This is a genomic window from Streptomyces sp. CA-181903, assembly GCF_050937075.1.
In the GTDB taxonomy this organism is placed as follows: domain Bacteria; phylum Actinomycetota; class Actinomycetes; order Streptomycetales; family Streptomycetaceae; genus Streptomyces.
Genome location: NZ_JBNJLY010000001.1, coordinates 609,239 through 630,940, shown reverse-complemented (window position 1 = coordinate 630,940; position 21,702 = coordinate 609,239). Strand labels below are relative to the sequence as shown.

Below are 21,702 nucleotides of genomic sequence, written 5' to 3'. Positions count from 1 at the left end.
AGAGAGGGAGGACGACCGGGGGAGGTTCCGTATATGCACCGCAATCTCATGTTATGGCGCCGTTCGGCGGCGCGCATGTCCGCCCCGGAAGTCCGCCGGAATCCCACCCGGGCGGTAGGGCGACATTACCAAGCGGTTAACGCAGGTCAGTCGGGGGTTCTCGGGTGTGTGGGCGGGTCGGGGGAAGGCTGTCGGCGCGGGTTCCGGAGCACGGTGACGGGTCGTACGGAATAGGTCGCGCGCTGTTCTCGACGGCTCGGCGGCCCCGGTGCCGGAATCATGTATTCCGAGAGAGGGACGCGCGGAGCCGAGATGAATTCCCGGGCGGCCGGAATTGCGGATGTCCGGAATGGCCGGTTGGAATCGGGCCGCACGGGGGCGCGGTGGGCGGTTGCCGGAATCGGCGCGACTCGTTCCCGCCCGTCGCCCGTCGCCCGTCGCCCGTCGCCCGTCGCCCGTCGCCCGTCGCCCGTCGCCCGTCGCCCGTCGCCCGTCGCGCGGTTGGTACGTAAGTGACAAGTGTGACCTGTGTGACGGAGGTTGGGATCCGCTGGGCTCCCGTCGTGGCGGTGCGTAGGCTCGATGCCCGGTACCGGCTCATCCGCGGTACAGGAAGGAAGGCCCGCGACGGCCCACGGCGGGGTCTCGTCGCGGCGGCCCACGGCTCACGCACGCCGAGAAAGGCTGAGGAAGTCGATGATTCCCGTGTCCGCGTCCCCCCGCGCCCCGGAGCGCCCGGAGGCGCCCGCCGCACAACTCCCGCCCCCGTTCGCCCACTTCCCCGCCGAACTGCTGACGGAGGCCCTCCGGGCGCTTCCGGCAGGGGAGGCGGCCCGGTTCAGCGATTCCTGGGACGACCTGCCCGCCGACCCCCACCTTGGGGCCGGAACCCCGTACCGCTTCCGCCGGTACAGCCGGTTCCGGATCCATCCGGACCGGCTGGAGCGGCTGCCGCACGTGGCCTTCTTCCAGGACCGGGCGGTGAACAAGGTGAACGGCGGGGTGGACCGCCTGTTCGCGCCGCTCGCCGACGCCGTGGCCGCGGGGCCGGCGCTGGAGACGGTCGTCCGCGCCCTGCGCGAGCGGCTGCCCGGGCCGCGTGACGGGATGGACGCCTGCGGGGTGCACCAGATACGCGTCGTCGCCACCCGGGACGCCGTGGGGCACCCCGCCCCGGAGGGCGTCCACCAGGACGGGCACTGCTACGTGGCCCAGGTGCTGATCCGGCGGGAGAACGTGGAGGGGGCCGACTCGCGCCTCTACGACCTGGACCGGGTGCCCGTCCACGAGGCGCTGCTGACCACGCCGTTCGAGACCATCGTCCTCGACGACCGCCGGGTCTTCCACGGCGTCACGCCCATCCGTCCGGCCGCGGGGGCCGGACGTGGCGTGCGGGACATGCTGCTGGTCGACTACTTCCCGGCCAGGAGCTGATCCCCGCTCTGAAGCTGATCTCCGCTCAGGAGCCGACCTTACGCTCAGGAGCCGGTCCCCGGCCGGGAGGGTGCCTCCCGGCCGGGGACCGCGCGTCACTGGCGGACGGTCCAGTGGTCGTTGGCCCCTGCGCGGAGGAACCTCAGCCCCGGGCAGAGGAAGTCCCGCCCGTCGGGCGCGGGGTCGGTCCAGGGGGAGTCCGCCGGGCTCGCCGGGTTCCAGGCGCCGTCGCGGCGGAGCTTGACCGCGGAGCTGTCGAAGACGGTGTTCCGGGCCTCGGTGCAGTACCAGCCCACGCCGGTGGCCGGGTTGACGCTCGCGTAGATCTCGAACATGTCCCAGCCGTGGTCGAGCCCGCTCTGGTCCTTCCCGGACTGGCGGTAGAGCAGCTCCCAGCTCGCCGTGCGGTGGTTGTACAGGTAGGCGCCCCAGGTGTTGCCCGAGCCGCCCTCGCGCACCAGCTGGACGCTGTAGGCGGCCGGGGCGCCGCCGCCGGGGGTGTACTTCGCGAGGAACGCCGCGTCGACGGGCAGCGTCTTGGCGGGGCCGCCCGACCCGCACCAGTCCCAGGCCCACAGTTCGGGGCCGCTCTGCCAGTAGGCCGTGACCACTTCCATGCACGAGTTCTGGGCTTTGGTGGTGGGCGCGTAGGTGAAGTTCTCGGAGTCCCGCACGTGGTACGCGGGGTCGACGGTGTGGGTGGCCGTGATGCCGTCGTGGGTGCCGGGCTGCGGGAAGACGCCCCACCAGTCGTGGGTGAGGTCCGCGTCCGGGCGCGCCGGCCGGTGGAACCGGTCCGGCCCGCCCTCGCGGGCGGCGGCGCGGCGGCCCTCGGCGAAGGCGCGGACGGCCCGGTCGCGGGCGGGGGAGCGGTCGGGCGTACGGGCTCCGGTCACCCGGCCGCGGTGGGGCGCGGCGGGGTCGGGGGTGCGGGCGGTCGTGGTGCCGGTGGGGCGGACGGTGACGCGAGCGGGGTTTGCGGCGGGCGCGGCGGCGGTGCCGGGCCGTGCGCCGGATGCCGCGGCGGTGTCCGTGAGCCGGGCGCCCGGTTCCACGGCCGCGCTGCGGTGTTCGGCATTGCCGCGGCCGGCACTGCTCTGCGCCGCACTGCTCTGCGCCGCGCTGCCCTGTGCGGTGCCCGTCGTCAGGGCGGCGGACGCGAGGAGAAGGGCTGCCGCGAGGAGCGTCCGGCCGCCGGTGGCCAGGGGGTGAGGGTGTCTGCGCATGGGATGCCTCCCGGTGGGGTTGGTCCATGCCAAGCAGCCGTAATGTCCATGACAACCGGCTCGGCGTCAAGAGTCGCAGCGGCCTCGGCGGATCCAGACGGTCGCAGGCGCCCCTCCGGTGTCGGTCTCCCGAGGGTCGGTCTCGTACCGCGCGAGGTCGAACACACCCGGCAATTCCGACAGTTGTCATCAGGCCGATCTCGCGGCACACGCCGCCTCCCTCGCAGCATGAACTGATGTTCGGGGGATGTGAGTCCGGAACGCGGGCTCCGCGGTGTCGCGGCAGGTCATCCCGGAGGGCCGGGCGGACGAGCGGAAGGCGGCCGTCCCGTACGGGGCCCGCCGCGCTACGGCGGATTCCGGCCAGGTACAGGTAAACGCCGGCGGCCTCCTGCGCCGTGCGACATACGCCGCGTTCCGGCATGGCGCACTATATGGCTGGGCGATCGAGGGGCGGCTGAGCCTCCCGGTGGCCCCCCGCTCCCACGCCCTCGACCAAGGGCGCCGGGGAGACCAGTACGGCCGGCGTGGGGAGCCGGCCGAGCGCGACCGAACAGCCGGGGGTTCGACCACCCGTGCGCGCCGGGGCCCGGCCACCCCGCGCGGACATCTTCACCAAGAGGACGGCGCCGCCCTGTCACCGCCGTCCCAGCAGGGGGGAGTTGCACCATGGTACGTACCACACGTCTGCTCGCGGCCTGGGCCGCCGCGACACTGACGGCGCTGGCGCTGCCCACCGCCGGCGCCCATGCCGACGAGCCGGCACCCCGCGTCGACCTGCGGGTCCTGCTCGTCGACGACGGCGGGCCCGCCGTCGAGGCGATAGCCGCCGAACTGACCACCGCCGGCACGCCGTACACCAAGGTCGACCTCAAGGACGCCGGCCGGCCGCGGATCGACGCGGCCTACCTCAGCGACACCGTGGACGGCAGACCGCGCGCCAAGTTCCAGGGCGTCGTCCTGCCCAACGACAACCCGTTCGGCGACGGTTCGCCGGAGATGGCCGCCCTGGCCGGTTACGAGAAACGATTCGGCGTCCGCCAAGTGGACGCCTACACCTACGCCCGCCCCGCCGTCGGCCTCAACGCCGCCCAGGAACACGGCTGGAGCGGCCCCCTGGACGGCAAGACCGCGACGGTCACCGCCGAGGGCGCCGGCGGACCCTTCGGCTACCTGAAGAAGAACGTCCCCTTCGAGGACAACGACCCGGCCGTCAACGAGAGTTACGGCTACCTCTCCGCCCCGCTGGAGAAGCAGGACGACGGCGCCACCTTCACCACGTACGTCGACGCGCCCATCCCCGGCACCTCCTCGCGCGGCTCGCTGATCGGCCAGTACGCCCACGACGGCCGCAGCGAGCTCGTCGTCACCTTCGTCGCCAACCAGTACCAGACGCAGTTCCGGCTGGTCTCCCGCGGCATCGTCGAGTGGCTCACCCAGGGCGTCCACCTCGGCGCCTCGCGGAACTACCTCGGCGTCCACGTCGACGACCTCTTCGCCTCCGACGACCGCTGGGACAGCAAGCGCAAGTGCACCCCCGGCGACGTCGACTGCCCCGGCAACCCGTCCCCCGACGCCCCGCCGATCCGGATGACGGCCGCCGACGCGACGTACGCCAAGGAGTGGTCGAAGAGCCACAACCTGCCGCTGGACTTCGCCTTCAACGGCGTCGGCAGTGAGGAGTACCGGGCCTCCCACGACGGCGCCGCGGACCCGCTCCTGGACCGGTTCGTCGCCGACCAGCAGTCCTTCCGCTGGCTCAACCACACCTACACCCACGCCTTCCTCGGCTGCGTGCAGAACACCGCCGTCGTCCCCTGGAAGTGCTCCACCGACCTCTTCGGCCGCATCCGCTGGGTCGACGGTCAGAAGGTCACCCAGGAGATCGCCCAGAACCTCGCCTGGGCCGCCGCCCGGGGGCTGAAGGTCGACCCCGACGAGCTCGTCACCGGTGAGCACTCCGGGCTGCGCACCCTGCCGCAGCAGAAGGACGACAACCCCAACCTGGCCGCCGCCCTCACCGTCACCGGCGTCAAGTGGCTGGCCAGCGACAGTTCCCGGGAACCGCAGCAGCGCCAGGCCGGCCCCGCGTTGACCGTCTCGCGCTACCCGATGAACGTCTACTACAACGTGGGCAAGGCCGCCGAGCAGACCGACGAGTACAACTGGCTCTACACCAGGAAGGCCGACGGCGGCAGCGGCATCTGCGAGAACTCCACCGTCACCACCTGCCTCAAGGCCCCCCTCGACACCAAGACGGGCTTCGCCTCCTACATCGCGCCCCTGGAGGCCCGGATCGCCCTCGGGCACGTCCTCGCCAACGACCCGCGCCCGCACTTCATGCACCAGTCCAACCTCGCCGAGGAGCGGATCGGCTACCAGGTCCTGGAGAAGGTCCTCGCCGACCACGCCGCCCTCTTCGCCGACAACACCCCGCTCGTCAGCCTCCGCATGAGCGACATCGGCACCGAGATGCGCAAGCGCGCCGCCTGGTCCGCCGCCGTCGACGCCGGCAAGGTCACCGCCTACCGCGTCGGCACCCAGGTCACCGTCACCGCGCCCGCAGGCGTCGAGGCCACCCTCACCCTGCCCACCGGCACCACCCAGGTGAAGAACGGCACGTCGACGCCATTCGGCGACGCCTACGCCGGGCAGCGCTCCGGCTGGGCCGCCCCGGCCGCCGGCCAGAACGCGGCCGTCTTCACCCTGCCCGCCGCCGGTGCCCCGGCCACACCGCACGCCACCGGCAAGGCCGCCCGCGTCCAGGCGCCCGCCCCCGCCCTGCCCGTACCGCCGGGCACCGGCCACCGGGTCCCGTACGGCACCGGTGACGGCACCCGGCGCTGAACACCGCCGAACCTCCGTGCGCACCTCCTCCCGCCACACCGTCTCTCGCGGAGAAACCGAATACCCATGCACGGACCCCTTGCCGCACCCGCGGCCGACGCCCCCTCGGTGACGCTGCTCACCGAGGGGACATACCCCCACAGCCACGGCGGGGTCAGCGTCTGGTGCGACCAACTGGTGCAGGGCATGCCCGACATCCCCTTCCGGATCATCGCCGTCACCGGCACCGGGCGGGAACGGCTCGCCTGGACGCTGCCCGCCAACGTCCGGCGCGTGGACGCCCTCCCGCTGTGGGGCACCACGCCCGCCGGGCGCGCGCCCCGCGGCCGGACCCTGCGCACCTTCCTCGCCGGCTACGAGCGCTTCCTGCTCTCCCTCCTCGACCCGGCGCACGAGGGCGACTTCGCCCCCGCCTTCCACCGGCTCGCCGACCACGCCGCCGGCGGCACCCTGCCGGCCCTCCTCCAGGGCGAGGACGCCGTCCGCGTCCTCGTCCGCGTCTGGAACCGGCCGGCCCTGCCCACCGCCGCCGCCCGGCCCACCCTCCACGACGCGCTCACCGCCACCGACCTGCTGGAACACGCGCTGCGTCCGCTGGCCGCCGACGTCCCCGCCGACGGCATCACCCACGCCGTCAGCGGCGGCCTCGCGGCCGTCCCCGGACTGATCGCCCACCACCGCCACGGCACCCCCTTCCTCCTCACCGAACACGGCATCTACCTGCGCGAGCGCTACCTCGGGTTCCGCACCGAGCCCTACCGGTGGCCCGTCAAGGCGCTGATGCTGGGCCTGTTCCGGCAGCTCGCCGTCGAGTCCTACCGGTGCGCCGCGCTCGTCACCCCCGGCAACCGCTACAACCGCCGCTGGGAGGAGCACGGCGGCACCCCGCCCGACCGCATCCGGACCGTCTACAACGGCGTGGACCCCGCCGCGTTCCCGCCCGCCGGACCGGAACCGGAGGTGCCGACCCTCAGCTGGGCCGGACGCGTCGACCCCATCAAGGGCCTCGACACGCTCATCCGCGCCTTCGCCCTCGTCAAACAACGCGTCCCCGCCGCCCGGCTGCGGCTCTTCGGCGGCACCCCGCGCGGCGGCGAGGGCTACCGGACCGCCTGCGAGAAGCTGGCGGCCGAACTCGGGGTGGGGGACGCCGTCACCTTCGAGGGGCGCGTCGAGGACATCCGCGACGCCTACGCGGCCGGCAACGTCGTCATGCTCTCCAGCATCAGCGAGGGCTTCCCGTTCACCCTCATCGAGGCCATGTCCTGCGGCCGGGCCACGGTCTCGACGGACGTGGGCGGGGTACGGGAGGCCGTCGGCGACAGCGGACTCGTCGTCCCGCCGCGCGACCCGGAGAGCATGGCCGAGGCCGCCCTCACCCTGCTCGGCGACCGCGAACTGCGGGCGCGGATGGGGGAGTCGGCGCGGCTGCGGGTCATCGAGCAGTTCACCCTCCGGCAGACCATCAGCGCCTTCCGCGAGATCTACCACGACCTCGCCGCCTCCCGGCGGCGCTCGGTCGTCTTCGCCCCGGCCGTCCCCTTCGGGCAGCCCACCCCGGCCGCCATGGCCCTGGCCGCCGGCGGTGTCCGATGAGCGGCCCGCTGCGGCTCGTACCACCCGACCCCGAGGCCGTCCCCGACCTCACCGCCACCCCCGGCCCCGGCCGGGGAACGGTCCCCTCGACGAACTCGCCCGCGAACTGCACGACGTGTGCGCCGCCGCCGTCCACCCCGACGAGATCGCCGCCGTCCTGGAGGCCGACGGCCTGACCAGCGAGCAGATCGCCGGACGCTACGGGCGGCGCGACGCCTTCGAACTGGCCGCCGACCTCTTCGCCCGGGTACCGCGCGCCCACCCCGAACCGCCGCCCGCCCCCGACCCCTGGCAGGTCAAGCCCGCCCTCGTCCTGCTCCGCTCCCTCGTCTTCACCCTCCCCGGCTTCGGCTACGCCCTCGGCGCGCCCCTGCTCACCGGCGGCCGGGGCGCCGGCGGACTGCCCGACGGCACCGCCGGGCTGGTCGCCGCCGCCCTCACCGCCTGGGCGTGGAACCAGGCGCTCGCCCACCGCGCCTACCTCCGGCTCGCGGCCGGGGGCCGGGCCGCCGCGGGCCGCTGCCTCCGCACCGGCGCCCCGCTCGGCGCGCTCCTCGCCACCGCGGCGGCCCTCGCCTTCGACGGGCCCGCCGGGGCCGCCTCGTTCGCCGTCGGCCAGGCCCTGTACCTGTCCGCCGCAACCGTCCTGCTCGTCCTGGGCCGCGAACGCCTCCTGCTGTACACCCTGTTGCCCGTCGCCGCCGGGGGAGCGGCCGTCCTCGTCGCCGAACCGCCCCGCGCCCTGGCCATCGGCCTGCTGCTGGCCACCCTGGCCGGGGTCACCGGCACGGCGGCGTACCAGAACGTCCTCGCCGTACGGGAGGAGGGCACGCCACCGCCCGCCCTCCCCCCGCTCGCCTCCGCCCCCTACGGGCTCTTCGGGCTCGGCTGCGGCGTCCTCACCGGCGTCGCCGCGCTCGGGGACGTGCTGCGCCACGGCAGCCACGCCGACCCCGCGGGCCCCGCCGTCATCGCCCTCACCCTCAGCATGGGAGCCGCCGAATGGCTGCTCTACCGGTTCCGCAGCCGGGCACTGAAGGTCCTCGCCCGCGCAACCACGCTCCACGGACTGCCGGCCGGCGTCGCCCGGGTCCTCGGCCTGTGCCTCGCCGCCTACCTCACCGCCCTCGCGGCACTGGTCCTCGCCGCCGACGCCGTCTGGCCCGGCGGCCCGACACCGACCCCGCTGCGCACGGCGGCCCTGCTCGCCCTCGGCGCGGTGCTCTGGACCGGCCTGCTGCTCCAGGCGTACGGCATCGCCTGGGCACCGGCCCTGCTCTGCCTCGCGGCCGGCACGGCGGAGGCCGCCGCCCTGGCGGCCCGGCTCCCGTCACCGGCCGCCGTGCAACTCGCGGTCTGCGCCTGTACGTCGGCCGCCCTGGCGGCCACGGCGATCGGGCGGCTCGGACGGATCACGGCGCACCGCTGAGACGGCCCGGGCGGAGCCGCCCGGTCCGCGGCGGCGAGGGCGGTCCGGCCGCGTCGGCCGAACGTGCCCGGGGCCGTGGGCCGGGCGTGTCCGGCGCCGGAACGGCGGCCCGGCGGGCGGCCGTTCCGGGGCGTGCGGCGCGCGGCGAACGCGCCGGGCCGTCGCACGGTCGACCCGCCCCACCCGACCCACCACCCCGCGAATTCCGTACGCCCACCACCGAAACCCACCCGCACCCACCGAAGGAGCACTCCGCATGACCCCGCAGTCCCCGTCCCCCAACGCCTCCACAACCGCGACCGGTCGGGTCGCCGTCACCGGCGCCGAGGGGTTCATCGGTTCGCACCTGGTCGAGGCGCTCGTCGCCGACGGCCACCGGGTGCGGGCGATGGTGCAGTACAACTCCTTCTCGTCCTACGGCTGGCTGGAGGTGCTGCCCGCCGAGGTGCTGGACTCCGTCGAGGTCGTCCTCGGCGACGTCCGCGACCCCGGCTCCGTCCAGGACCTGGTCAAGGGCGCGGACACCGTCTACCACCTGGCCGCGCTGATCGCGATCCCGTACTCGTACCGCGCCCCGCACAGCTACGTGGAGACGAACGTCACCGGCACCCTCAACGTGCTGGAGGCCGTGCGCCACTTGGGGATCGGCCGCCTGGTGCACACCTCCACCAGCGAGACCTACGGCACCGCGCGGACCGTGCCCATCACCGAGGACCACCCGATCAACACCCAGTCCCCGTACGCCGCTTCGAAGGCGGGCGGCGACCGGCTCGCCGACAGTTACCACGCCAGCTTCGAGCTGCCCGTCGTCACCCTGCGGCCGTTCAACACCTTCGGCCCGCGCCAGTCCATGCGCGCCGTCATCCCCACCGTGATCGGGCAGGTCGCCGCGGGGGAGCGGACCATCACCCTGGGCGACCTGCGGCCCACCCGGGACTTCAGCTTCGTCAAGGACACGGTGGCCGCGTTCCGCGCCGTCGGCACCGCGCCCGCCGAGCGCGTTGTCGGCCGTACCTTCAACTCCGGTACCGGACAGGAGATCTCGGTCGGCGACCTGGTCGGCCTGATCGGCAAGATCATGGGCACCGACCTCGACGTCCGCGAGGACACCGCCCGCGTCCGGCCCGCCGCCTCCGAGGTCATGCGCCTCGTCTGCGACGCCTCCCGGCTGCGGGCCGCCACCGGCTGGGCACCCGCGCACAGCCTGGAGGACGGCCTCGCCTCGACCGTGGAGTTCTTCCGCGACCCGGCCAACCTGGCCCGCTACAAGACCGGCATCTACAACGTGTGACCGAAACCGTGTGACCGAAATGGTGTGATCAACACGGTGTGACCGACACCGTGTTGATCAACACCGTGCGACCGACACCGTGCGACCGCTTCCCCCGGTCCACGACCCGCACATCCGATCCGTCCCGTACGCCAGTCACCTCACCCGAGAGGAAACGGCACCCATGCACGCAGTGATCCTGGCCGGAGGCAAGGGCATCCGGCTGCGCCCCTACACCACCGCCCTGCCCAAGCCCCTCGTCCCCATCGGCGATCAGCACGCCATCCTGGAGATCGTGATGCGGCAGCTGGCCGGCGCCGGCTTCACCAGCTGCACCCTGGCCATCGGCCACCTCGGGCACATCATCCGCGCCTACGTCGGCGACGGTTCGCAGTGGGGCCTGCGCGTCGACTACACCACCGAGGAGAGCCCGCTGGGCACCATGGGCCCGCTCCTCACCATGGCGGACCGGCTGCCCGAGCACTTCCTGGTGATGAACGGCGACGTCCTCACCGACCTCGACTTCGCCGACGTCCTGCGCGACCACCGCACCTCCGGCGCCCCGCTCACCATCGCCACCTACGCCCGCAAGGTCAGCATCGACTTCGGCGTGCTGACCACCGAATCCGGCCGCGTCACCGGCTTCTCCGAGAAGCCCAGCATCGACTACCGCGTCTCGATGGGCGTCTACGGCGTCACCCGCGACGCCCTGGCCCGCTACACGCCCGGCCTGCCGCTCGGCTTCGACGAGCTGGTCCTCGACCTGCTCGCCGCCGGGACGCCGCCGAACGCCTACGAGTTCGACGGCTACTGGCTGGACATAGGGCGCCCCGACGACTACGACCGGGCCAACGCGGAGTTCTCCCACCGCCGCGACCTGCTGATCAAAGGAGCGTGAACGACCCGCATGCGGATCCTCGTCCTGGGCGCGACCGGCTTCCTCGGCCGGCACGCCGCCGAGCGGCTGCGCGCCCTCCCCGGCGCGCGGGTGCTCGACGGCGGCCGGTCGCCGGGCGCCGCCCTCCCCTGCGACCTGGCCGGCGCCGACCCCGCCGACCTGGCCGTCGCCCTGCGCGGCGCGGCCCCCGACGCCGTCGTCAACTGCGCCGGGGTCACCGGCGGCGGCGCCACCGCCCTGACCGCCGTCAACGCGCGCGGCCCGGCGGTGCTCTGCGAGGCGCTGCGGCTCGCCGCGCCCGCCGCCCGGCTGGTGCACCTGGGGTCGGCCGCCGAGTACGGGGCGGGGGGCGGCGCCCGCTCGCTCACCGAGTCCGCCCCCACCGCCCCGCTCGGCCTCTACGGCGCCGCCAAGCTGGCGGGCACCCTGGCGGTCACCGGGTCCGGGCTGGACGCGCTCGTGCTGCGGGTGTTCAACCCGCTCGGCCCCGGCTCGCCGCCCACGTCGCTCCCCGGCCGGCTCGCCGAGGGGATCCGGGAGGCCGGCCCCGACGGCGTCGTCCGCACCGGCGACCTCTCCGCGCACCGCGACTTCGTCGACGCCCGCGACGTGGCCCGCGCGGTCGTGCTCGCCGTCACCGCCCCCGCGCCGGTCACCGGCGTGCTCAACATCGGCAGCGGGACGGCGCACACGGCCCGGGAGGTGGCCGAAGGGCTGGCGCGGGCCGCCGGGTTCCGGGGGCGCGTCGACGAGGGCGGCGACGGCTCGCCGCGCTCGGCGGCGCTGCCCTGGCAGCAGGCCGACGTCACGGCCGCCGAACGGGCCCTCGGCTGGCGGCCGGAGTACGCGTTCGACACCACCCTCGCCGACCTGTGGGCCGACGCCCGGCTCCGGCCGGCGCGGGCGCCGCGGTGACGGCGCCGCCCGGGGACCGGCGGCTGCTCGTGCCGCTGTACGTCCACCCGGCGGTGGACCCCGGCGCGTGGGCGGCCCTGCTGCGGGCCGCCCCCGCGCTGCGCGGCGTGGTGCTCAACGCCGCCGACGGCCCGGGGCGCCGGCCCGACCCGGCCTTCCGCGCCGCCGCCGGCCGGCTCCGGGACGCGGGGGTCCCGGTGCTGGGGTACGTCGACACCGGCTACGGACGCCGTCCGCTCCGCGCGGTACTGGCGGACGTCCGCCGGCACCGCGGCTGGTACGGCGTCGACGGGGTGTTCCTCGACCAGGTGCCCACGGCCCCCGGCTTCCTCTCCCGCTACCGCCGACTCGCCGCCTGCGCACGGGCGTTGGGCGGCCGTACGGTCGTGTTCAACCACGGTGCGCACCCGGACCCCGGGTACGCGCGGATCGCCGATCTGCTCGTGACCTTCGAGGGCGACTGGGAGGCGTACCGGACGGCCGGCGTACCCGACTGGACGAAGTCCCATCTCCCCTCGCGCTTCTGCCACTTGGTCTACGGTGTGCCCCAGGAGCGGGCCGGTCTGGTGTCCCGCACGGCCGGGCTGCGCGGCGCGGGAGTGCACTGCGCGGTGCCGGGAACAGGAGAGAACCCATGGCAGACCGCACCACCGCCGAGCGCCTGAAAGCCGCGCGTCCGAAGACCGGGCGCCTGAGAAGCCGCCTGAAGGGCGAACGCCTGGAAAGCCGGTGCCTGAAGGCCGAGCGCCTGAAGACCGAGCGTCCGAAAAGTGAACGCCCGAAGAGTGAACGTCCGGACGGCGAGCGTCCGAGACCGGCCGGCTCCCGGCGACGCGGGGCCGCCGGGCCCTGGGCGTCGGGGCGCTGACGGCCGTGGCCCTGCTCGTCGCCGCCGGCTGCTCCGGCTCGGGGTCGGGCGCGGACGACGCGGACCAGGCCGACGGGCCGGAGCGGGACGGCAAACCCGGCGCGTCGGCGCAACCCCGGCCCGGCCACCGGGACACGGCGCCCGCGAAGCCCCGGCACGGCACGAGCCCGGCGCCGTCCGGGGACACGCCGTCCGCCGGCCCGTCCGCGCCGGGATCCGGCTCCCCGTCGTCCGGGAAGCCCGCCGGCCGGACGGCGCGCTGGCAGCCGCGCCCCGGCACCCGCTGGCAGTGGCAGCTCGACGGGAAGGTCGACACCTCGGTGGACGTCCCCGTCTACGACATCGACGGCTTCGAGAACGACGCGGCCACCGTGGCGCGCCTGCACGCCGACGGACGCAAGGTCGTCTGCTACGTCAACGTCGGCGCGTACGAGGACTGGCGGCCCGACGCGAAGCAGTTCCCGGATGCGGTGCTCGGCGCGGACAACGACGGCTGGAAGGGCGAGAAGTGGCTCGACATCCGGCGGCTGGACGTCCTCGAACCCATCATGGCGGAACGTTTCGACATGTGCCGGAAGAAGGGCTTCGACGCCGTCGAGCCGGACCTGACCGAGGGGTTCCGCAACGAGACGGGCTTCCCCCTCACCGCGGCCCACCAATTGGCGTTCAACCGCCTCGTCGCGCGGCTCGCCCACGACCGCGGGATGTCCGTCGGCCTCAAGAACGACCTCGACCAGATCCCGGAGCTCGTCGGAGACTTCGACTTCGCCGTGAACGAACAGTGCGCCGAGTTCGGCGAATGCGACAAACTGTCGCCTTTCGTGAAGCGCGGCAAGGCCGTGTTCCACGTCGAATACAAGCTGGATCCGGGGGAGTTCTGCGGCCGGACCAAGGATCTGGGGCTCAGTTCCATGCAGAAGAAACTCGGTCTCAATTCCTGGCGTCGTCCCTGCTGAGAGGGGGTCAAGCCGCCGGAACGAAACCCTCCGGCCGGCGTGAAGAACCTCACAGACGGCCGTTTCGACACCGGATTTCGCCGGTGGATGGTGCAGGATCATCCACCGAACAACCAAGAACCCGTCACAGAGGCGGGCCACCCGGGCGGACGCCGAGTCCTGCCGCCGCTCCGGGTGCGGACCGGATACACGCGGATCGGCAGGAGCGGGAGACCCAGGCAAGACGGACCACGATGGCGGTGGTCCTAGGGGTGAAGCCACATGGTGGCCGGGCAACTTTGTCAGCCCGAACCCGACAGGTCATCTTTCGCAGGCGGATGACGAAGGGCTTACTCGGCATGTCTGCGCTGCCTCGCATACCCGCGCTCATCTCCCGGGCCGGAACCGCATCGGCCCTCACCGCCGCCACCGTCGCGGCGTCCGTCCTGCTCCCCGGCATGACCGGGGAAGCCCAGGCGGCCACCCCGGGCTCCAAGGCCGTCAACGTCGCGGCGTCCAAGAGCGGCTCCCCGTACCAGTGGGGCGCCACCGGCCCGAACCGCTTCGACTGCTCGGGCCTGACGCTCTACTCGTTCAAGAAGGCCGGCAAGAAGCTCCCCCGCGTCGCCGCCGACCAGTACAACGCCACCCGGCACATCTCCCGCGGCTCGCGCTCCGTCGGTGACCTGGTGTTCTTCCACTCCGGCAGCAACGTCTACCACGTGGGCATCTACGCGGGCGGAAACAAGATCTGGCACGCTCCCGGCACGGGCAAGAAGGTCCGCCTGGAGAAGATCTGGACCAACAGCGTCTGGTACGGCCGCGTCCGCTGACGCGTGACGCTCGGTGTCCGGCACCGGCTGCCTGATGTCGGACACCTGACGCCCCACCGGGCCGGCGCCCCATCGGCGACGCCGGCCCGTCCTCTGAAATCCAGTGCGGGCCCACACGGCCGCTGGTATCCATCGGGCCATGGACGATCTTGTGACGACCCGGCTCATCCTGCACCGCCTCACCGTCGCCGAGGCGGAGAACATCGCCGCCGAGGAGCCGGAGCGGCTGCCGCACTGGGTGCCCGGGTATCCGGAGGACGACGACGTACGGGCCGCGCTCCGGTTTCTGACGGCGGAACGGGAGGGGCCCGGGCGGCATCCGGGGGCCTATGAGATACGGCGCCGGGAGGACGGGCGGGTCGTCGGCGGGCTGGACTTCCACGGGCCCGCCGACGGGGACGGGGCCGTGACCGTCGGCTACGGGCTGTTGCTCGCCGAGCGCGGCAAGGGGTACGCCTCCGAAGCGCTGCGCGCGGCCCTGGAGTCGGCGCGGGCCCGGGGCGTCCGCCGGGTGAAGGGCGACGCCGACCACGACAACGTTCCGTCCCACCGCGTCATGACGGCGGCGGGGATGCGGCTCGTGGGGGAGGACGAGCGGGTGAGGTTCTACGAGACCGACTGGGAGCCGGAGCGTCTTCAGACGGCGTCCACATAGACCCAGGCGCCGTTCTCCCGGACGAAGCGGCTCAGCTCGTGCTGCGCGTCCTCGCGCCCCCGCACCACGCAGTGGGCGCGGAACTCCACGGTGCCCTCCTGATGGAACGCGGTGCCTGCCGAGGTCGCCAGGATCTCCAGACCCGTCCAGCGGACCTTCGGGTCGAGGTCCAGGGACGGCGGGCGGGTGGTGGAGTGCCAGGTGCGGAGGAGATACGCGGCGTCGCCCACGGCGAAGGCGCTGTAGCGGGAGCGCATGAGGCGCTCGGCCGTGGGGGCTTGCTTCGCGCCTGCGTGGAAGGCGCCGCAGCAGTCGCCGTAGGCGGCTTCGAGGCCGCAGGGGCAGGGGGTGGTGGGGGTGATGGTGTTTCGGGGCACGTGATGATTGTGCCCTGTGGGGGCCCCGGTCCCCCTCTGGGGGAGGGACCGGGGCACTCTACCGGCCGAACGGCCCACCGGCCCCGACAAAAACGGCCGCGCACAGCGAAAGGCCAGGTCGGAGGCAGCGCGGGCCGCCACGGAACGACCCGCCACCGCCCCGCCGAGCAGTTGCGAGGCACCGCGCCGCGGCACACCGTGGGCCTCGTCCCATGAGGGACGTTCCTGGAGGGAGTTTCCCGCATGCGCATCAGCAGAACGACCACCACCGCCCTAGCGGCCTGCTGCTCGCTGGTCCTGGCCGTCGCCGGGCCGGCCCTCGCGGCGGACCCGGCGCCGGAGCGCCCGGCGGCGGAGGCGGTGCCCGCCTCGGACACCGCCGACCGGCTGACCACGGTCGGAAGCCTGGGCGACATCCTCTCGCTGGGCGCCCGGATCGGCAAGGAGGCCCAGGCGGCCAAGCCGGACCTCACCAAGCTGCGGGAGATGCAGCGGCAGCTCACGGAGCAGGCCGCGCGGCTGCGCGCCTCCGTCAAGGCACACGTCCCGCAGCCCCAGTCCGGTCAGCCGGGCACCGCCCAGCGGGACCTGGTCGCGGACGTCCAGAAGGTGGTGGACCAGCTCGTCAAGGACCTCAACCAGCTCCTCATGGACCTGGCCGCGGCCAACGTCCTCGGAGTCGCCGCCGACGTGAGCAAGCTCCTGGGCGACCTCCAGCAGCTCCTCGGCGTCGTGCTGCAGGCGCTCGGCGCCCCCGCCGCGGCGGCCCCCGCGGCGTAGCCGGCCCGCGAGCGTGCGGCCGAGCCGTACCGCGTAGTGTGCGGCGCATGCGCATCCCCGCCCCCCGAGAGCTGGCCGAACTGCCCTACGCCCACCGCCTGGAGCCCTTCACGGGCCCGATGGAACGGCCCGGAGCATACGAGAGCGTCCACTTCGACGGTTCCGTCCTCGAGGACGCGGAGGGCGGCCGCTCCCTCTTCAGCGAGTCGGCGTTCTCCTCGGCGGTCTTCGAGCGCGGCAGCTTCCGGCGCTCCCGGTTCGACGACGTGTGGCTGCACGGCGTCCGCGTGGTCGGCACCGAACTGGCCGACACCACGTGGCTGGACGCCGAGTTCACCGCCGGCGTCCTGGCCGGCGTCGAGGCCCACGACGCCGAGCTGCGCCGCGTCGTCTTCCACCAGTGCAAGCTCGACTCGGTCAACCTGCGCGGGGCCACCCTGCGGGAGGTGGTGTTCGTCGACTGCCTGCTGCGGGACGTGGACTTCGGCGGGGCGGCGCTGACCGACGTCCGTTTCCCCGGCTCCACCCTGGAGCGCGCCCGGTTCGAGCGGGCCCGGCCGACCAAGGTCGATCTGCGCGACGCCACCGCCCTGGGCATCGCCGCCGGGCTCGGCGACCTGGGCGGCGCGACGATCAGCACACCGCAGCTCTTCGATCTGGCCCCGGCCCTCGCCGGGCACATCGGCCTCATCGTGGAAGACGACCGAGACGACTGATCCGGCCACCTCCCCGCCGTACGAAGGAAAGCGGCGAACCCGGGCATCCCGCCCTCCGGCGGACCCGGAGCGCCCGCCTGCGCTACCGTCGCCCGGTGCGCAGACGACCGCTCGCCGCCCTGCTCGCCGCCGCCTTCCTGCTGACGGCCTGCGAGTCGGGCTCCGACTCCGGGTCCGACGACCGTGAGAACCCCCGTTCCCCACGGTCCGCCGGCCCGCGCGAGGAGACCCGCCGCGACGGCGCCGAGCTCCTCCACCGCCCCGGCGGCCGGGCCAGCGCCCAGAACCCCGCCTTCTCGCCGGACGGCACGTCCCTCCTCTTCACGGTCTTCCACGACGGCTACAACGCCGGCGCCGCCGCCCTGCGCACCCTTCCCCTCGGCGGCGCCCGGCGGCGGGCGGCCCCCCGGACGCTGCTGGACGAGTCCGACCGGGCCGCCGTCAACCTGCCGGGGACCAGCTGGAACCCGTCCGCCGGCGTCACCTTCGCCTCCGACCGCGCGGGCCGCGACGAGGTGTGGGTGCTGCGGCCCGGCGGCCGCCCCGAGCGGGTGACGGAACACGACGGCGACACCGGCTACCTGGAGCCCAGCTTCTCCCCGGACGGCCGGTGGATCGTCTTCCAGGAGAGCACCGAGCGCGAGGACGGCTCCGGCGGCGACGGCTCCCTCTGGAAGGTCCGGCGCGACGGCACCGGACGCACCCGGCTGGTCGACGGACCGGGCACCCATACCGACAACCGGCAGCCCAACTGGTCGCCCGCCGGCGACCGGCTGGTCTTCCAGCGCCGCCGGCAGGGCAGCGACGAGTGGCGCCTGTACGTCATGGACGCGGACGGCGGCGGGCTCCGCGAACTGCCCGTCCAGGGGGACGGCGAGCACACCGACCCCAGCTGGTCGCCCGACGGGAAGCGGGTGGTGTTCTCCTCCACCGCCGGCGGCCTGGAGCTGCCGCAGATCTTCACCGTCCCGGTGACGGGCGGCCGTCCGGTCCGCGTCACCCGCCACGACTCCTCGTACGACGGCGCCCCCAGCTGGTCACCGGACGGGAAGTGGATCGCGTTCGAGTCCCATCCGGGCGGTGAGGACCGGCCGTCCGCCCTGTGGCGCGTCCCCGCGCCGCGCGGCTGAGCCGCGACGCCGCCCGGTGGGGCGGGCCCGGCCCGCCACCCGGCGCGCCGGCGCCCGTCGACGTCCCGTCCTGCGCGGATTCCGAACGCGGGGAGGCGGCGGGGCATGTGAACTCCTCCTGAAAGGAGAGGGCCGGCCGGTGCCGGGCCGCGGGGCCGTTCCGGCGTACGGCGGCCGCCGCGCCGAGGCCGGGCGCGGTGCCACCGGGTACGCCGGACCCGCGGCCCGGCACCGGACGATCGGGGAGCGCGGCACGCACCGGTGGGACCGGGCGTTCCGGCAGGGCCGTACGGATACAAAGGGCCGTACGGATACAGCGGGACGTACGGGAAAGCGGAACCAGCATCCCCCGCCGGCGCGCCGCGAGGGAGGGCAGGACGCGCCCTGGCAGCGGGGTTGGCACCGCGCCGGGGGCCCGGGAAAGTGGCCGGTTGCCGACTCTCCCGCGACCCCGTCCGCTGCGCAGAATGCGGGAGTGGACGCCAAGATCGCCCTCCGGGACTTCCTCGTCTCCCGCCGCACCCGGCTGCACCCCGGCGACGTGGGCCTGCCCGCGCACGGCCCGCGCCGGGTGCCCGGCCTGCGGCGCGAGGAGGTGGCCGCGCTCGCCGCGGTGAGCGTCGACCACTACATCCGGCTGGAGCGCGGCAACGCGTCCCTGGTCTCCGACGCCGTGCTGCACGCGGTCGCCGACGCGCTGCGGCTCAGCCCCGGCGAACGGCGGTACCTGCGCGACCTGGCGCGGCCGGAGCGCCACGACCCGGCGCCCGCCGGGCCGGCCCCGCGCGGGGACCCGCACCGCAGGCCGGGCCCCGGGTGCGGGCGAGCGTCCGCCGGCTGCTCGACACCCTGGAGGGCAGCCCGGCCTACCTCATCGGCCGCGACGGCGCCATCCTCGCCTGGAACCGGCTGGCGACCCGGGTGTTCGTCGACTTCGCCGACTTCCCGGCGGAACGGCGGACCATCGGCTGGATCGTCTTCACCGAGCCGCGGGCCCGGACGCTCTACCTCGACTGGGAGTCCAAGGCCCGCGAGACGGTGGCCTATCTGCGCTCGGTGACCGGCCGGTGGCCCCACGACCGGGAACTCGCCCGGCACGTCGCCGAACTCCGCGCGGTCAGCCCGGACTTCGACCGGATCTGGACCGAGCTCCCGGTCCTCGACACCACCCACGCCACCTGCCGGCTCCGCGGCCCGGAGGCCGGGACGACGCTGGAGCTCTCCTGGGAGACCTTCCAGCTCACCGACAACCCCGAGGAGATCATGGTGGCCTACACCGCGGCGGAGGGCTCGCCCACCGCCGCGGTGCTGCGCGAACTGGCCCGAGCGGACCGCCCGTCAGGCCATGGTGACGGTCAGCAGTGAGTACTGCGCCACCGTGAGCGCGACCGTGGCCGTTGCCCCGGACGTCGTCCAGGTCACCGGCTGCGGCGCGGGCGAGGCCGCGTCCGGGGAGCTGACCGCTGCGGCCGTCACCCGCTTGCCCTCCGGCACGGCGACGGTCACGGAACAGGCCGTCGGCTTCACGGCGAAGGCGCCCGGCTTGTCGTCGAAGCAGGTGAAGTTGACCAGCTGGACGACCGTGTCGTCGCCGAGCCGGCCCATCTCCAGGTGGACGCGCCGGTCGCCGCTGTACGTGACCGCCGGCGGAGCCGCCGCGAGCACCGGCGCCAGGAGCGGCCCGGGGTCGGCCTGCCCGGTGGCCGACAGGAACGCGCGGCCGGGCAGGTCCTTGACGTAGTGGCAGGTCCCGGCACCGAAACGGTTCTGCCGGGTGGCCGGGAGCGGGTCCCGCTTACGGAAGCCCAGCACGTCCGCGAGCGCGAACTCGTCCCGCGCCGCGCCCAGTTCCGTGAGCGCGGTCGGCGCCGAACCGGTGATCACCGCCGTGCCGCCGGCCGCCACCCAGCCGCGCAGCACCTCCGCCTCGGCGTCCGAGACGGCCTGGAGGTTGGGCAGCATCAGCACCTTGAAGCGGGCCAGGTCCGCCGCCGTCACCCCCTGGCTCGGCACGGTGTCGAACGGCACGTGCCCGTACACCAGCGCCTTGACCGTGCCCCGGAACTCGCCGAGCCACGGCATCGTGGCGCAGCTGTCCTCCGGGGTGCCCTCGCTCCACCACTCCTTGACCCCGGACGGCTTCTTGGCGTTGACGTACATGCCGGTGCCGACCGAGGGGCTGACGTAGTCCCGGGAGGCGGTGGAGTGGTAGACGCCCACCTCGGCGGCCGGGACGGCGTCGTAGAGCCGCTGTTGGTGCGCCGCCACGAACCCGTACATCCGGGTGCGCATCCTCGCGTCGGTGGTGGCGTTCTTGAACGGGCTCTTCACCTCGTACGGGTTGCAGCCGGCCGCCAGCAGTTCGGCCATCACCAGCGAGGCGTCGTCGGCCTTCCAGCCGTACGAGAACGCCCAGGCCGGCTTGGCGCCGCTGGCCGCGCGGGCGTACTTGTACATGGAGATCAGGCAGGTCCAGTCGGACGCGGTGGCGTGGCGCATGCCGTCGTAGTTGCCGAGGATGTCCACCTCCCAGGCGTGGCTGACGCCCTCGGCCTGCCGCAGGTACGCGCCGTCCAGGCCGATGGAGGTGGCGTACTGGTAGTCCATGCTCACCGTCTCGACGAAGGTGACCAGGTCCTTGTTGGCCGACTTCCCGGCGGCGGCGATGTCGAGCTGCCACTGGAGCAGGTTGCGGTGGCGCCACTCGACGAACCGGCGGAACGTGGTGTCCCCGAAGTCCGCCTTCTTCGGCAGCGGCAGCCCGGTGTCGGCCTTGAAGGCCGCCGCCGCCCAGGGCGAGGCGTCGCACCAACTCGCCTTGCCGTCGAAGTAGATGGGCACGTCCGGCCAGATCGCGTCCAGGCCCGAGCCGGCCAGCGCCTTGACCCGGGTGAGGTAGTAGTCGCGCCAGGGCGAGTTGGGGCTGAGCCAGCAGCTCTCGTCGCCCGGGTCCACCCAGACGACCAGGCTGCCGTAGAAGACGTTCGGCTGCCCGTCGAGGGAGAGCTGCACCCACTCCTTGCCGTGGTCGTCCTTGTAGAACGAACGGCCCTTCTCGCCGCCGACGCTGATCAGTTCGAGCGACGGGTAGTACATGACGACCCGGATCCCCGCGGCGTGGGCCAGCTCGGTGAACCGGCCGACCTGCTTGACGTGGAAGTCGAAGTCGGCCTGGGGCAGCCAGTTCGACAGGATGGTGTCCAGCTCGATCACGCTGACGTTCTGCGCCTTGAGCGTGTTGATCACGGGCTTCATGTCGCGGACGGGGTCGGCGTCCTCGTCGAAGGTGCCGTCCGCGACCCGGGCGTAGCGGGCCCACTCCGGGAAGCCCCCCTGGCGTACGGCCGGCGCGGCCCACGGCGCGGAGCCGACCCGTCCCATCGGCGCCGCCGACGCCGTCCCCGGCAGCGCGTGCGCCGCCGCCCAGGCCGCGCCCCCGGCGCCCAGCCCCGCCCGTAACAGTCCTCTACGGCTCATGCCCCGCATGCGATGCACGTTCCCCCTGGTGTCTCGGGAATGGTCGGTTGGTGGTGCGGCCGGTCCGACGATGCGAAGGGCCGGGGCCGCCGGATGACGCCGCGGGCCCGTCGGCCGGTTCGGATGGTCAGGCAGTGCCCAGAGATTCTGTCGGGAAAGCGGCCCGGAGGAAGGCCCTTGCAAGAGGCCGGGGGCCGGGAGGGGAGGTTTTCGGACGCGTGACGGCGGCGGGTGGGACGTCCGAGTGCGCAAGGGTATGCCGGGGAAGTCCGGAATCGTGCGGTCGGTCGCTCCCGGCGCCGGGACGTTCGTCCCC

The 21,702-nt window shown here is 74.0% G+C and carries 19 protein-coding genes, 1 pseudogene and 1 riboswitch; of the genes and pseudogenes, 17 read left to right on the top strand and 3 right to left on the bottom strand.

What is annotated here, in order from left to right; all coding sequences use genetic code 11:
* Positions 1-705: 705 nt before the first annotated feature.
* A complete protein-coding gene (locus tag ACQEVS_RS02830) occupies positions 706-1,434 on the top strand; it encodes a 2OG-Fe dioxygenase family protein (RefSeq protein ID WP_433014689.1) in 729 nt (242 codons plus the stop codon).
* Between the two features lie 95 nt (positions 1,435-1,529).
* On the opposite strand, the gene ACQEVS_RS02825 is transcribed toward ACQEVS_RS02830, so the two are convergent.
* Complete coding sequence (locus ACQEVS_RS02825; protein WP_433014686.1) at positions 1,530-2,660, bottom strand: carbohydrate-binding protein; 1,131 nt, start codon at positions 2,658-2,660, stop codon at positions 1,530-1,532.
* Positions 2,661-3,329: 669 nt separating this feature from the next.
* Between ACQEVS_RS02825 and ACQEVS_RS02820 the strand changes: the two genes are divergently transcribed.
* From ACQEVS_RS02820 to ACQEVS_RS02770, 11 genes are all read left to right on the top strand, one after another.
* Positions 3,330-5,507, top strand: coding sequence for a hypothetical protein (locus ACQEVS_RS02820; protein ID WP_433014684.1), 2,178 nt, complete (start codon positions 3,330-3,332; stop codon positions 5,505-5,507).
* A 66-nt stretch (positions 5,508-5,573) separates the two neighbouring features.
* The gene (gene pelF, locus ACQEVS_RS02815; RefSeq protein ID WP_433014681.1) at positions 5,574-7,103 is read left to right on the top strand and encodes a GT4 family glycosyltransferase PelF; all 1,530 of its coding nucleotides are present in this window, start codon (positions 5,574-5,576) and stop codon (positions 7,101-7,103) included.
* Between the two features lie 115 nt (positions 7,104-7,218).
* Entirely contained in the window at positions 7,219-8,532 is a 1,314-nt protein-coding gene (locus ACQEVS_RS02810) for a hypothetical protein (RefSeq protein ID WP_433014678.1), read from the top strand.
* Positions 8,533-8,788: 256 nt separating this feature from the next.
* A complete protein-coding gene (locus ACQEVS_RS02805; RefSeq protein ID WP_433014675.1) occupies positions 8,789-9,823 on the top strand; it encodes an SDR family NAD(P)-dependent oxidoreductase in 1,035 nt (344 codons plus the stop codon).
* Between the two features lie 163 nt (positions 9,824-9,986).
* Positions 9,987-10,700, top strand: a complete 714-nt coding sequence (locus ACQEVS_RS02800) for a nucleotidyltransferase family protein (RefSeq protein WP_433014672.1) — start codon at positions 9,987-9,989, stop codon at positions 10,698-10,700.
* Between the two features lie 9 nt (positions 10,701-10,709).
* Positions 10,710-11,615 carry an NAD-dependent epimerase/dehydratase family protein gene (locus tag ACQEVS_RS02795; protein WP_433014669.1) on the top strand — a complete coding sequence of 302 codons (906 nt, stop codon included), beginning with the start codon at positions 10,710-10,712 and terminating at the stop codon, positions 11,613-11,615.
* Positions 11,612-12,280, top strand: coding sequence for a spherulation-specific family 4 protein (locus tag ACQEVS_RS02790; protein ID WP_433014666.1), 669 nt, complete (start codon positions 11,612-11,614; stop codon positions 12,278-12,280). Before ACQEVS_RS02795 ends, ACQEVS_RS02790 begins: the two co-directional genes overlap by 4 nt.
* Complete coding sequence (locus ACQEVS_RS02785; RefSeq protein ID WP_433014663.1) at positions 12,250-12,483, top strand: hypothetical protein; 234 nt, start codon at positions 12,250-12,252, stop codon at positions 12,481-12,483. The genes ACQEVS_RS02790 and ACQEVS_RS02785 overlap by 31 nt, the downstream gene beginning before the upstream one ends.
* A 5-nt stretch (positions 12,484-12,488) precedes the next feature.
* Positions 12,489-13,439: an endo alpha-1,4 polygalactosaminidase gene (locus ACQEVS_RS02780; RefSeq protein ID WP_433014660.1), complete on the top strand. Its 951-nt coding sequence runs from the start codon at positions 12,489-12,491 to the stop codon at positions 13,437-13,439.
* A 180-nt stretch (positions 13,440-13,619) separates the two neighbouring features.
* A riboswitch (cyclic di-AMP (ydaO/yuaA leader) is annotated at positions 13,620-13,770 on the top strand.
* Positions 13,771-13,777: 7 nt separating this feature from the next.
* Positions 13,778-14,251, top strand: a complete 474-nt coding sequence (locus tag ACQEVS_RS02775) for a C40 family peptidase (RefSeq protein WP_433014657.1) — start codon at positions 13,778-13,780, stop codon at positions 14,249-14,251.
* A 139-nt stretch (positions 14,252-14,390) separates the two neighbouring features.
* A complete protein-coding gene (locus ACQEVS_RS02770; RefSeq protein ID WP_433014654.1) occupies positions 14,391-14,906 on the top strand; it encodes a GNAT family N-acetyltransferase in 516 nt (171 codons plus the stop codon).
* Here ACQEVS_RS02770 and ACQEVS_RS02765 read toward each other — a convergent pair.
* Complete coding sequence (locus ACQEVS_RS02765) at positions 14,888-15,283, bottom strand: YchJ family protein (protein WP_433014651.1); 396 nt, start codon at positions 15,281-15,283, stop codon at positions 14,888-14,890. The two genes, ACQEVS_RS02770 and ACQEVS_RS02765, sit on opposite strands and share 19 nt — an antisense overlap.
* Positions 15,284-15,526: 243 nt before the next feature.
* Here ACQEVS_RS02765 and ACQEVS_RS02760 point away from each other — a divergent pair, with 243 nt between their 5' ends.
* The 5 genes and pseudogenes from ACQEVS_RS02760 to ACQEVS_RS02740 all read left to right on the top strand — a co-directional run bounded on the left by ACQEVS_RS02760 (position 15,527) and on the right by ACQEVS_RS02740 (position 19,274).
* Positions 15,527-16,063: a hypothetical protein gene (locus tag ACQEVS_RS02760; protein WP_433014648.1), complete on the top strand. Its 537-nt coding sequence runs from the start codon at positions 15,527-15,529 to the stop codon at positions 16,061-16,063.
* A 47-nt stretch (positions 16,064-16,110) separates the two neighbouring features.
* Positions 16,111-16,779, top strand: coding sequence for a pentapeptide repeat-containing protein (locus ACQEVS_RS02755; protein ID WP_433014645.1), 669 nt, complete (start codon positions 16,111-16,113; stop codon positions 16,777-16,779).
* A 95-nt stretch (positions 16,780-16,874) separates the two neighbouring features.
* Entirely contained in the window at positions 16,875-17,909 is a 1,035-nt protein-coding gene (locus tag ACQEVS_RS02750) for a TolB family protein (RefSeq protein WP_433014642.1), read from the top strand.
* A pseudogene (locus ACQEVS_RS02745) lies at positions 17,860-18,579 on the top strand (hypothetical protein); the annotation flags it as partial. The gene ACQEVS_RS02750 and the pseudogene ACQEVS_RS02745, both read left to right, overlap by 50 nt.
* A 146-nt stretch (positions 18,580-18,725) precedes the next feature.
* Complete coding sequence (locus tag ACQEVS_RS02740; protein ID WP_433014639.1) at positions 18,726-19,274, top strand: hypothetical protein; 549 nt, start codon at positions 18,726-18,728, stop codon at positions 19,272-19,274.
* On the opposite strand, the gene ACQEVS_RS02735 is transcribed toward ACQEVS_RS02740, so the two are convergent.
* Positions 19,248-21,386, bottom strand: a complete 2,139-nt coding sequence (locus tag ACQEVS_RS02735) for a hypothetical protein (RefSeq protein ID WP_433014636.1) — start codon at positions 21,384-21,386, stop codon at positions 19,248-19,250. The two genes, ACQEVS_RS02740 and ACQEVS_RS02735, sit on opposite strands and share 27 nt — an antisense overlap.
* Positions 21,387-21,702: the final 316 nt, after the last annotated feature.